Origin of the sequence: Gilvirhabdus luticola (assembly GCF_040117515.1) — a bacterium.
In the GTDB taxonomy this organism is placed as follows: Bacteria; Bacteroidota; Bacteroidia; order Flavobacteriales; family Flavobacteriaceae; genus Gilvirhabdus; species Gilvirhabdus luticola.
In genome coordinates this window covers 54,214-66,503 of sequence record NZ_JBEEEN010000008.1, presented here as the reverse complement: position 1 = coordinate 66,503, position 12,290 = coordinate 54,214, and the positions used below count along the sequence as shown (strand labels likewise).

Sequence of the window (12,290 nt, the reverse complement as noted above, 5' to 3'; positions counted from 1 at the left end):
TTATTCTATAATTGCTTCGTAAATTAACCGTTGTATTTTAGTTCTGATATCTTCCCTTAATAAAATATTATTTTCTGCTCTCGGATAAGTTCTATTCGCTAAAAAGATATACACTATTTCTTCATCAGGGTCAGCCCACGCATACGTACCTGTAAAACCAGAGTGACCAAAACTTGTCATTGAAATGCAGCCACAAGTAGGTCCTTCTTCACCTAATTGAGGTTTATCAAAACCAATTCCTCTCCTGTTATTATTTTCACAATAATAACATGTATTGAATTTATCTATTGTTTCAGACTTAAAGTATCGTTTGCCTCCATAAAATCCTTTTTGCAAATACATTTGCATTATTTTTGCAACATCGTTAGCATTGCTGAAAATACCAGCATGCCCACCTACTCCGTTTTGCATTGCAGCTCCCATATCATGTACATATCCATGTATTTTTTGATGTCTGTAATAATTATCTATTTCAGTCGGCACGATGTTTTTATCGCTTACTAGATTATATGGATTATACATCGTATAATTAGCCCCAATCGACCGATAAAAATGATCCTGAACCAATTGGTCTAAAGGTTTGTCGTAATGATCTTCAATAAATTTCTTAAGTAGATAATAAGGAAGGTCACTATATCTATAACGCAGTCTTCTTAATAAGTCACTTTCCTTTATTACTTTTACAATAGAATCTTGATAATCACTACGTAAGTAAAGGTTATTTGCCACCTTAATATTAAACTTTGGATCATATTCTGATCTATAATATTTTTCATCTGGCTTTTTTGTTACAGAATCTAGTGTAGCTTGATAAAACGGAATCCAAGGTTTTAATCTTGCATAATGAGATAGCATTTGTTTTATAGTAATGTTGGTCTTATTTGATTCATCAAAGCCAATAAGTATTTTTGAAAGTTTAGTATCTAAACTTACAATCCCTTTTTCAACTAATTCCATTAACAAAGGTAATGTAGCTAAAATTTTGGTTAATGAAGCCACATCATAAATATCTTCAGTTTTTACTTGATCTGAACCTTCATAAGTATGTTTTCCAAAATTCTTATTATAAACTACTTTTCCTTTTCTTGCCACCAGTAATTGTATACCAGGTGTCATTTTTAAATTGACGGCAAAGTTAGCAACAGAATCAATTTTATTTAATAATTCTGAACTCATACCAACTCTTTCTGGAATGGTATATCCTAATCTAGACATAGAATTTGTTAATATGCCATCATCCACCGAAAAATTCTCTCCAATTGAAACTGGTAATGTACCTTTTGCTCCCAAAGCGCCAAATATGACTTGAGCAGATTTTTGTTGCGCCAAATCACTGTTTTGATAACTTACAATAATACTTTCTATGTTTTCAATAGATTGCAAATCATTAAGAGCATACGGTTTTACAAATACATCCAAAATAACGGTATTGGTTCTTGCAATTTCATATAGCCAAACTAACTCTTGATTTGTAAACTTATAGCTTTTCCAAGGATTATCATTAGAACGATGTAAACCAACAATTACTGTATTATAGGCGTTTAATTGTCTGATTAGGTCATCAAGCTTATCACTTTTTATTTCATGAACTTTAGTGTACTTTTTTAATTCATCAAGAAATACTGAACCTGAATCGTCTCCCATATGGACATAGGCAATATTTTTAGTGTCTAAATTTTGCAACGGAAGTAAATCTGATTTGTTTTTAGCTAATGTAATGGCATTTTCTATTAACTCTTCGTATAAGATATCATCTTCGATTCTATTTAAATCATCAACCAAATTATAAAGCCCAACTGGCTGATAATTATTAAGACCTACTTTATATTTGGCTTGCAAAATTTTCTTTACTGAATGCTCTAATCGTTCTTCTGTTATATCTCCTTTATCATAAGCATCAATTATTTTAGTTATACCTGTAGGAACATCTTCTGAAACTAATAGCACATCATTTCCTGCCTTAAATGCAGCTAAATCTATTTCTCCTGATTCATCAAAATTTGAAGCACCTTTCATATTAAGTGCATCAGTATAGATCAATCCTTTAAAACCTAATCTACCTTTTAAAATATCTGTTACAATGCGCTTTGACAACGATGAAGGATATCCAGATCTTGGCTCTAAACTCGGTACATTTAAATGAGCTACCATAACACTTGATAGCCCAGATTTAATTAATGGTTCATAAGGATAAAGTTCAACTGAATCAATGCGCTTTTCATCAAAGTTTATTGTTGGCAGTGTTTTGTGAGAGTCTGCATCTGTATCACCGTGTCCTGGAAAATGTTTAGCATTTGCTAATACTCCAGCACTTTGCATACCATTCATAAAAGCTAAAGCCTTTTCGGTAACATTATTTCTATCTTCGCCAAAAGAGCGATTACCAATAATAGGATTCTTTGGATTTGTATTGATATCAACAACAGGTGCAAAGTTAAAATGAACGCCCAATCGCTTGCAATGCTCACCTATCTGCCTACCAGTTTGCTCGATTAATTTGTTGTCTTTTATAGCTCCAAGTGTCATATTCCATGGAAACGCATATGTAGAATCCAAACGCATATTCAAACCCCATTCGGCATCCATACCAACTAGTAAAGGAATTTTAGAAATAGCTTGAAGTTCATTATTTAGCTTTGCTTGCCTTACCGGACCACCTAACGAAAATATAATACCTCCTATATGATTGTTATTAATATGCTTTCTTATTTGTGCCTTATGGGCATTGTCTCCATTGGAAAACACTTGAACCATATACAATTGGCCGACTTTCTCTTTTAAAGTCATGGAATTATAAACACTATCTACCCATTTTTTTTGAGACTCAAAATCATCAGATAATAATGGATTATTATATACTTGAGAATATGTATTAAATAGAGTAAGTAAGAAAGATAAGAGGAAAAAAGTCTTGTGCATACTAAAAGTTAATAGCCCTTTTTATTTATTAATTAAAAACTATGCCAAAATAGTATTTTTAAAACGAAGAATAAAAGACTTTAAGATAGTTTTATAAAGAATGTTTTAAACAATTAGTAACAGTTTGTAAAAAAAAATTATTCTAATAAATCTATATGTCTATCATGGTAACCTAATAGATACAAGACACCATCCAAACCAATACTCGAAATGGAATTTTGAGCATTATCCTTAACAGTAGGTTTTGCATGAAATGCAATACCCAAACCAGCAAGGTTTAGCATTTGAAGATCATTTGCGCCATCACCAACAGCAATAGTTTGATTGATATGTATGCCTTCCTTTTCTACAATTTCTTTCAAATACTCCGCTTTCTTTTCTCCATTAACTATATCACCAATATAATTGCCTGTTAATGCTCCATCCTTTATTTCTAATTGATTGGCATACACATAATCTATACCTAATTCTTTTTGCAAATAGTTTCCAAAATAGCTAAACCCTCCAGATAAAATAGCTGTTTTAAATCCATAACTTTTTAAAGTATCGATAAGTCTTCTTGCTCCTTTGGTTATTGGTAAATTGATAGCTACTTTTTCAAGAGCTTCTTCGCTCAAACCTTTTAAAAGTGTCATACGTTTCTTAAAACTTTCATTAAAGTCTATTTCACCTTGCATTGCTGATTCTGTAATTGCTTTTACTTCTTTTCCAACACCAGCTAATTCAGCCAATTCGTCAATAACTTCAGTTTGTATTAATGTTGAATCCATATCAAAACATACCAAACGTCTGTTTCTTCTATAAATATTATCCTCTTGAAACGCAATATCAACATCCAAATCATGAGAAATTTGCATAAATTTTTCAGTGAGTTCTACCTTATTTACTATTTTTCCTCGAATTGATAATTCTATCGAAGCTCTTGGGTAAACTTCCTCTCTAACAAGAGACAAACGTCCTGTCAATCTTTTGATGGCATCAATGTTTAAATTCTTTTCAGAAATAACTTTTGTTATTTTAGATATCTGATCGGCTGAAAGTTTTTCTCCTAAAATGGTAACAATGTATCTGTCTTTCCCTTGCAGACTAACCCAATGCTCATAGTCGTCAAGGGAAATTGAAGTGAATCTTGCTTTAATTCCTAATTCATAGGCTTTAAAAAGTAAATCTTTTTGTACAGCTGATGATTTTTCTCCAGATTCAATTTCAAACATCATTCCTAATGACAAGGTATCATGAATATTTGCTTGCCCAATATCTAACACTTTTGCATCATATTGTGCTAAAACACTTGTTAATCCTGAAGTTAGTCCTGGTTTATCCGGTCCTGAAATATTTAATAAGAAAATATCTGTAGCCATATTTTAGTCCTTAAGCTTTTAAAGGTTGTAAAAATGAATATTCTATTTGAAATATGAAAGTTTTTTGGGTTAATAGCATGTTAATTCAAAAACCTTTTATGCCAACTTTCGCTTGCAGGTACTTCCCAGTTTTCTTTAAACTCTGCAATATTAGTCACTAAATTATTGAAAACAATGGTGTTTTTTGAAATGGCCCTTTCTTTAGCCATTTTTTTGAAGTCTGATAATGTTTTGTATACAACGAATTGACCTTGTTTGTAGGAAACATTCATTTTATCCAATAAATCTACATTGTAGTCTTTTTCTAATTGTTGAATAAAACTGACTGAAGCATCAATAGAACAACCTGTTGCTTGATTTAATTTTTGGTCTAAAGCTATAATGATAAATCGTTTATACTTTATAGTATATCCAGATTTTAAATCGGAACCATGAGCTGTCCAATTCTCAATGAAAGTATCGAGTCTTAATTGTATTTCTTCAAGTTCTTGTTCTGAAAAAGAACGACTTGCTTGATAGATCCAAATTCTAGATTCTTCTGGTAATGTGTTAAAATCTACTAACATTATAAATCTTGTGCATTAGCTATTAGTTCTGCAACGTCCATAACCGAAACGTAATCTTCTTTTTCTTTGGCTTTTATTCCATCGGTTAACATGGTATTACAAAATGGACAACCAGCTGCAATAATTTGTGGTTTAGTTTCTAAAGCTTGTTCTGTGCGTTCTACATTAACATCTTTATCACCTTTTTCAGGCTCCTTAAACATTTGTGCGCCTCCAGCACCACAACATAAACCGTTTTGACGACATTTTTTCATTTCGACCAGTTCGGCTTCCAGTTTCTGAATAAGTTCTCGTGGAGCTTCATAAACATTGTTCGCTCGACCTAAATAACAAGGATCATGAAATGTAATTCGTTTACCTTTAAATTTTCCTCCTTCTATAGTTAATCGACCTTCATCTAACAAATCTTTTAAAAATTGAGTATGGTGTACTACTTTATAATTACCACCTAGTGAAGGATATTCGTTTTTAAGCGTATTAAAGCAGTGTGGACAAGCTGTCACTATTTTTTTTACTTCGTAAGCATTCAGAAGTTCAATATTGGTCATAGCTTGCATTTGAAACAAAAATTCGTTTCCAGCTCTTTTGGCAGGATCACCTGTACAGCTTTCTTCAGCACCAAGTACAGCAAACTCAACATTAGCTTTATTCAATAATTTCACAAATGCTTTTGTGATTTTTTTTGCTCTATCATCAAAGCTGCCTGCACAGCCAATCCAAAACAAAACTTCCGGTTGTTTGCCTTGAGCCATGTATTCTGCCATTGTTGGTACTTTCAACGTATCACTCATTTTAGCATGTTAGTTATTAATATTTTCTTGAGTGCTTTCTTTTTTCATTTCTGAAAAATCTTTTTTTGAAATTCTGATGTATAAAGCATGTCTATATATTCCATTTTCTAGTCGTATATCAACATCATTCCGAACTAAATAACTTCTTCTTATTGCTTCTTTCTTTATTTGCTCTGTTTGAAATTCTGAACAATAATCGCAAAAGACTTTTTTTACTGTTATATCTTTTACGAGCCTTTCTACATATTCAATTTCTGTATAAACTTTTATTTGCAAAGAATCTTTTTGATAACCACTTTGTGAAAATCCGTTAGACGCAAAAGTGCAACATAAAATTATTAATGAGATTTTTAGGCGTTTCATTTTTCATTTATTCATTCTTCCAATTTAATCTATCCATTTGGTTGTACGGCCAAGGTGCTCCATTATTTTCTATATTGGTCATCATATTATTCAATTCTACAGGTGCAGCAGACTGCTCCATAACCAAATAACGTCTCATTTCCATAATTATTGACAATGGATTGATACTTACAGGACAGGCCTCAACACATGCATTACATGAAGTACATGCCCAAAGTTCTTCTCTGGTAATGTAATCATCCAATAATTGCCTGCCATCATTTTTAAATTCTCCTTTATTTAAATCGATATTTTTCCCAACTTCTTCAAGCCTGTCACGAGTGTCCATCATAATTTTACGTGGTGACAACTTTTTTCCTGTTTGATTGGCAGGGCATTCACTAGTACATCTACCACATTCAGTACAAGTATAGGCATTTAATAGCTGTAACCAATTAAGATCCTGAACATCGCTTGCTCCAAATTTTGCTGGAGCTTCGGTAGATTCTGGTTGAGCTGCAAATGGGTCTATATTGGGATCAATCATTAACCTAACTTCATTAGTAACAGATTGCATATTATCAAATTCGCCTTTCGGTTTCAAACTTCCATAAAATGTATTTGGGAATGCTAACAAAATATGTAAATGCTTTGAAAAATATAAATAGTTTAAAAAAACAAGTATCCCTAAAATATGAAGCCACCATGCTGACCTTTCAATAAAATGCAATGTGCCTTCAGAAAAATTTTTAAAAAAAGGTGCAATGAACTGGCTAATAACATTACCTGAATTCATATTTTGGAAATGAATGTCTGTAGCATTCATAACCAAAAACAAGGTCATTAAAATCATTTCGAAGTAAAGTATATAATTCGCATCATTTTTTGGCCAGGCTGTCATTTCAGGTTTCCAAAAGCGTTGAAGCTTTAAGATGTTTCTACGAATCCAGAAAATGATAACAGCAATAAAAACAAGAACAGCCAGAATTTCAAAAATACCTATTAGTATACCATATAGACTTCCAATTGAAGAGAATATACGATGTGTTCCAAATACTCCATCAATAATGATTTCAAGAACCTCTATATTAATTACTATGAAACCTATGTAAACGATAATATGAAAAAAACCAGCAATTGGGCGTTTCACCATTTTGCTTTGTCCAAGAGCAATCATTGCCATGTTTTTCCAGCGTTGTGACTTATTGTCACTCACATCTATATCATGACCTAATTTTATATTCCTAATAAGTTTCTTTGCATTTTTTGCAAAGTAGCCCAAGCCTAAAATTAGGGCAACAACAAATATTATGTTTGGTAAATAATTCATGAGTTTATAGAATAGTTACTATTCTTGCTCGTAAGGAATTTCTTTTTTAGATAAAACTCTAAAATACCGTTTTGGGTGCAATTTTATATCTCTTAAAAGTTCTTTCATTTCTTTGGTTGCACCTTCCAAATTATTATATAAAGCCTCATCTTTTAGCAACTTACCCATTGAACCTTCTCCAGCATTCATTGCAGCTAGAAGCTTATCAAAATTATTAATTGTTGATTCCAGACTTTTTATGGTTTCTCCAACATTAGCATTAGCTAAAGAATCTGAAACTTTAGATAAATTTGAAGATAAATTTTCAACGTTGGTCAATGTTCTATCAAATTTATCTTTATTGTTGCTTATCAACTGGTTTAAAGAATTTGAGGTCGCTTTAAAAGACAAGATAGTTGCATTAAGACCAGCAATACTACTTTTTAAATTGTTTTTTGTTTGCTCATCAAAAACATCATTCAGGTTATTAAGTAAAGAGTCTGCGCTCACCATCATAGTTTCGATCTTTTCCTGTAATGGTGTCAAACGTTGATTAACCAATTCACTTAATCCAGCTTTTATTGTTCCTTCTAATGTTGTACCACTTTTAGCGTTTTCAGCATCATCAAAAGCAGGTACAATGGCAATAGCTTTACCTCCTATTAATCCAGCTTCATAAAGTTCTGCCTTACTATTTTTAGAAAATGGAATACTATTTTCTACCAAAAGCGTTACTTTAAGTCTTGCAGAGCCATCATCATCAAAAGCTATATTCTGAACCTTTCCTACAATCAAACCATTAATTGTTACAGGTGTGGAAACTGCAAGTCCTTCTACATTGTCATAAGAAGTGTAAAATGTTCGCGAAGCGTTAAGGAGATTCTTCCCTTTTAAATAATTAAATCCAAAAATAAATAAAATTATTCCTGCTATTATTAATATGGCTGTTTTAACTTCTCTTGATATTTTCAAATTAAATTAGGTTAGATTGTATAACAAAATTAGAAATAAATTTAAAAAGAACGGTTTTAATTTGCAGTAGTTTTTGATATGTCTGCTAAAGATATTTTTTCGCCATTTTTATAAGCCACTATAAAACATGATGTATATCCTTTTTGTTTAGCTTCTTTTTGAAGTTCGACTATTTCATTATAATCTGAAGTTTGACCATAAAAATACCGATAAAGCTTACCTTCTTCCTCTTTAGTAATATTATCTAAACCTTTAAAATTATATGGTCTTAAAGCTAGCTTTCTTGAACTAGCTGCTATCTGAACTTTATATGTTACATTCATGTCATAAGCAACTGTTGTGTTCTCTTCTTCAAATAAGTCATCTGTATATAAATTGCTTACAACATTTTGGTCAAGCTCTTTTTTATAATCTAAAATGGCATCTTTAATAGAATTAGCCATATCCTTTTGCCCTTTGTTAGAGTTTAGGTATGCGCCTTCGCTTTTATAAGTTAAAAATCCTGTTTCTATCAAAACACTAGGCATTACTGTTTGGTGCAATACAATAAATCCAGCTTGCTTTACGCCACGATTTTTACGTTTCAATCCATTTGTAAAATTATCCTGAATCTTACTCGCCAGCATAATACTTTGGTCCAAATATTCTTCTTGACCCAATAAAATACTTATCACTGCTTCTGGTGAATTTGGGTCAAATCCTCCATAATTTTTTTCATAGTCATTTTCTAGAAGAATTACGGAATTTTCCTTTTTAGCAACATCAAAATTGGTCTGGTTTCTATGAATTCCCAATACAAAGGTCTCTGTACCATGTGCTGGTGAATTATGTGAATTACAATGAATTGAAACAAACAAGTCTGCATTTGCTTCGTTTGCAATTTTCCCTCTTACAAATAAATCCACAAAGACATCTTTTTTTCTTGTATAAACAACCTCAATATTAGGATCTTTTTCAAGTTCCTTACCTATTTCTAGAACTATATTAAGTGCTATATCTTTTTCTTTATACCCATTACCCAAATTACCAGGATCATGTCCTCCATGACCAGCGTCTAAAACTACTACAAACTTTTCGCGTTCATTATTGTTTCCAAAAACACTTATAGGCAAAAATGTTAATAGAATTATAATGAATACGAAATGAACTAATTTTTGCGTTTGCATAAAGTCTATTATATAGTTTAAAACTTGGTTTGTACTGAATTATTATTTTATTGGAATATTAAATCAATCACAAAAAAATATATGTAATTTTGGCAATTCAAAAACCGAGCCATACTTTTACAAAAATACATTTAAAAGCATTGCGTACAAACATCTTTCAAATACTTTTTGCCTTAAGTTTTACAGTGTTTATCAACACGTTCTGCTTTTCTCAAGACATACCTAAACCTATTATTGAGGTTCAACCTGAAAAAGTTCAAGACAGTATTCAAAAAGATAGTACACAAATAGACTTAAATAGTATTGGTGAAGCCATCATTCCTGAAAAAATTCAGGATAGTGCTTTACAAGACAGTATTAGACCAAAAGAATTTTTAACAGATATTGTTAAATATAGTGCAACAGATTACACTTCCTTTAACCAAAGAGAACAAAAGCTGTATCTCTATAATAATGCTCATATTACTTATGAGGATATGGATATTACAGCTGGTATTATAGTAATTGATTATAATAAAAATGAAGTTTATGCAGGAAGGATAAAAGATTCTTTAGGAATCTATTCACAAAACCCAGTATTTAAGCAAGGAGTTGATGTTATAGAACCTGATTCTATACGCTTTAATTTTGATACAGAAAAAGCATTGATTTTTAATTCAAGAACTGAACAATCAGGCGGATTTATAGATGCCGAACTAACCAAAAAAATGAACGATTCTGTTTACTTTATTCGGAATGCAAAGTTTACAACATCTAAAGATCGCGAAGATCCAGAATATTATTTTTTATTACGGAAGGCAAAAGTTGTTCCAGATGAAAAGGTAGCTACAGGATTGACCAATCTCTTTATTTATGATGTCCCAACACCAATTGGTCTTCCTTTTGCATATTTTCCATTAACCAAAAAACAGACTTCAGGTGTTATCATGCCTACTTTTGGAGAAGAAAATCAAAGGGGTTATTTTTTACAAAATGGCGGATATTATTTTGCTATTAGTGATTATTTTGATTTAGCTGTTTTAGGTGATTATTATACAAATGGAAGTTATGGCTTACGTATGGAAAGTGCATATGCTCAACGATATAAATTTAGAGGAAATGTTGGGTTTAGATTCGAAAGCATTATAAATAGTGAAAAAGGATTTCCAGACTATTCTAAAAGTACAATTTATAATATTAGGTGGTCTCATAGCCAGGACGGTAAGGCAAGTCCAAATTCACGTTTTTCTGCATCTGTTAATCTTGGAAGTAGTAAGTATTATAAGAACTCTGCAAATCAGATTAATACCAATAATTTTTTAAATAATACACTATCATCTTCAGTTTCATATTCCAAGACATTTCAAGGAGAACCACAGGTAAACTTAAGTGCTACAGCTACACATTCCCAAAACACAAATACAGAACAGATTAACATGACCTTACCGACACTACAAGGTAGTGTTGCCAGAATATTTCCATTTGCGCCTAAAGTAGGCACTAAAAAAGGCATTATTCAAAATGTTAACTTTCAGTATAACCTTCGTGCGGAGAATAGAATTCAAACCACAGATTCACTTTTCTTTAAAAAGGAAATGTTTGATGAAGCAAAAGCAGGTGTACAACATAGCATCCCATTAACAACCAATTTTAAGTTGTTTAAATATTTTAGTATGAGTGCAAGTACAAACTTTGAAGAAGTTTGGACATTTAAAACCATCAACAAATATTACGATAGTGTAAACGAAGAAATTATTGAAGAAACAATTAATGGATTTGACTCATATAGAACGTATAATTTTAGTACAAGTTTAGGAACCACAATTTACGGAATGTTCAATTTTGAAAAAGAAGGGCAAGATAAGAAAATTAAAGCAATAAGACATGTTATGCGACCTTCCATTAGTTATAATATAAACCCTGCTTTTGATAATTACTATGACACTTTTGAAGTGATAGATGCTAACGGTACAACTATTAGAGAAGAAGAATACACTCGGTTTGAGGATGCTATCTTTGGAGCTCCTGGAAATAGATTTTCCAGTTCAATGGGGATTTCTGTTTCTAACAATTTAGAAGCCAAAGTAAAAGATAAAGATAGCACAGCCACCGAACCAAAAAAGATTATTCTACTTAATAATCTTAACTTTTCTACAGCATATAATTTTGCTGCAGATTCATTAAAATGGAGTCCTGTAAGACTTAGTGGAGGAACTCAATTTTTTGATAAGAAGATGAGCGTAAATTTTGGCGCCACTTTAGATCCTTATGCTTTGGATAATAATAATAGCAGAATTAATACTTTCAACATTAATAATGGAGGTAGTCTTTTTAGGTTAACAAGCGCAAACCTAACTATGAATTATTCAATTTCTAGCAAGGAATTTAGTGGTGGTAAAGAAAATGAAAGAAGTAAAGAAGAAAGCTTACAAAGTGGCGGTCGTGATGATGATATGTTTGGTCGATCGGAAGATTTTTCTGATCCTAGATTTTATGAAGATGAAGAGGAAAAAGAAGAAGATAAAAGTGAGTTTTACAATTATAAAATTCCATGGAGTTTAAGATTAGCTTATACTATAAATTATTCCAATCAGAGGAGAGAAAGTTCAATATCTTCAAATTCATTGATGTTCTCTGGAGATATTGAATTATCTCCGAGATGGTCAGTTAATGCTTCTTCCGGTTATGATTTTAAAAATAATGGTTTTACATATACATCGCTTGGCTTTGAACGAGATTTATTAAGCTGGAGAATGAGTTTTAACTGGGTTCCTTTTAGCTCCAGAAGCTCATGGTATTTCTTTATAGGAATAAAATCGGGCATTTTGAGTGATATTAAATATGATCAGCGCAGAAGACCTGATGTTCAACTTTAAAATAAAATT

9 protein-coding genes are annotated in these 12,290 nt (G+C 31.6%); 1 reads left to right on the top strand and 8 read right to left on the bottom strand.

The window, feature by feature from the left end:
- The 8 genes from AAFP94_RS12715 to AAFP94_RS12680 all read right to left on the bottom strand — a co-directional run bounded on the left by AAFP94_RS12715 (nucleotide 1) and on the right by AAFP94_RS12680 (nucleotide 9,426).
- The gene (locus AAFP94_RS12715) at nucleotides 1–2,919 is read right to left on the bottom strand and encodes a glycoside hydrolase family 3 N-terminal domain-containing protein (protein WP_316663117.1); all 2,919 of its coding nucleotides are present in this window, start codon (nucleotides 2,917–2,919) and stop codon (nucleotides 1–3) included.
- 137 nt (nucleotides 2,920–3,056) lie between these two features.
- Nucleotides 3,057–4,280 (bottom strand): phosphoserine phosphatase SerB, encoded by a 1,224-nt coding sequence (gene serB, locus AAFP94_RS12710; RefSeq protein WP_316663116.1) that lies wholly within the window; start codon nucleotides 4,278–4,280, stop codon nucleotides 3,057–3,059.
- A gap of 80 nt (nucleotides 4,281–4,360) precedes the next feature.
- The gene (locus AAFP94_RS12705) at nucleotides 4,361–4,846 is read right to left on the bottom strand and encodes an ABC transporter ATPase (RefSeq protein ID WP_316663115.1); all 486 of its coding nucleotides are present in this window, start codon (nucleotides 4,844–4,846) and stop codon (nucleotides 4,361–4,363) included.
- On the bottom strand, nucleotides 4,846–5,637 hold the full coding sequence (locus AAFP94_RS12700) for a (Fe-S)-binding protein (protein ID WP_316663114.1): 792 nt from the start codon (nucleotides 5,635–5,637) through the stop codon (nucleotides 4,846–4,848). The genes AAFP94_RS12705 and AAFP94_RS12700 overlap by 1 nt, the downstream gene beginning before the upstream one ends.
- Nucleotides 5,638–5,646: 9 nt before the next feature.
- Nucleotides 5,647–6,000, bottom strand: a complete 354-nt coding sequence (locus AAFP94_RS12695) for a hypothetical protein (RefSeq protein ID WP_316663113.1) — start codon at nucleotides 5,998–6,000, stop codon at nucleotides 5,647–5,649.
- Between the two features lie 7 nt (nucleotides 6,001–6,007).
- Nucleotides 6,008–7,309: a (Fe-S)-binding protein gene (locus AAFP94_RS12690; RefSeq protein ID WP_316663112.1), complete on the bottom strand. Its 1,302-nt coding sequence runs from the start codon at nucleotides 7,307–7,309 to the stop codon at nucleotides 6,008–6,010.
- 18 nt (nucleotides 7,310–7,327) lie between these two features.
- Nucleotides 7,328–8,260 (bottom strand): MlaD family protein, encoded by a 933-nt coding sequence (locus AAFP94_RS12685; protein WP_316663111.1) that lies wholly within the window; start codon nucleotides 8,258–8,260, stop codon nucleotides 7,328–7,330.
- 56 nt (nucleotides 8,261–8,316) lie between these two features.
- Complete coding sequence (locus tag AAFP94_RS12680) at nucleotides 8,317–9,426, bottom strand: N-acetylmuramoyl-L-alanine amidase (protein WP_316663110.1); 1,110 nt, start codon at nucleotides 9,424–9,426, stop codon at nucleotides 8,317–8,319.
- An 89-nt stretch (nucleotides 9,427–9,515) separates the two neighbouring features.
- Here AAFP94_RS12680 and AAFP94_RS12675 point away from each other — a divergent pair, with 89 nt between their 5' ends.
- Nucleotides 9,516–12,281, top strand: coding sequence for a putative LPS assembly protein LptD (locus tag AAFP94_RS12675; RefSeq protein WP_316663109.1), 2,766 nt, complete (start codon nucleotides 9,516–9,518; stop codon nucleotides 12,279–12,281).
- Nucleotides 12,282–12,290 lie beyond the last annotated feature (9 nt).

What these genes read in the sequence shown, in the direction of transcription:
- AAFP94_RS12715 (WP_316663117.1), bottom strand. Translation starts at nt 2,919, where the DNA reads ATGCACAAGACTTTTTTCCTCTTATCTTTCTTACTTACTCTATTTAAT.
- serB (WP_316663116.1), bottom strand. Translation starts at nt 4,280, where the DNA reads ATGGCTACAGATATTTTCTTATTAAATATTTCAGGACCGGATAAACCA.
- AAFP94_RS12705 (WP_316663115.1), bottom strand. Translation starts at nt 4,846, where the DNA reads ATGTTAGTAGATTTTAACACATTACCAGAAGAATCTAGAATTTGGATC.
- AAFP94_RS12700 (WP_316663114.1), bottom strand. Translation starts at nt 5,637, where the DNA reads ATGAGTGATACGTTGAAAGTACCAACAATGGCAGAATACATGGCTCAA.
- AAFP94_RS12695 (WP_316663113.1), bottom strand. Translation starts at nt 6,000, where the DNA reads ATGAAACGCCTAAAAATCTCATTAATAATTTTATGTTGCACTTTTGCG.
- AAFP94_RS12690 (WP_316663112.1), bottom strand. Translation starts at nt 7,309, where the DNA reads ATGAATTATTTACCAAACATAATATTTGTTGTTGCCCTAATTTTAGGC.
- AAFP94_RS12680 (WP_316663110.1), bottom strand. Translation starts at nt 9,426, where the DNA reads ATGCAAACGCAAAAATTAGTTCATTTCGTATTCATTATAATTCTATTA.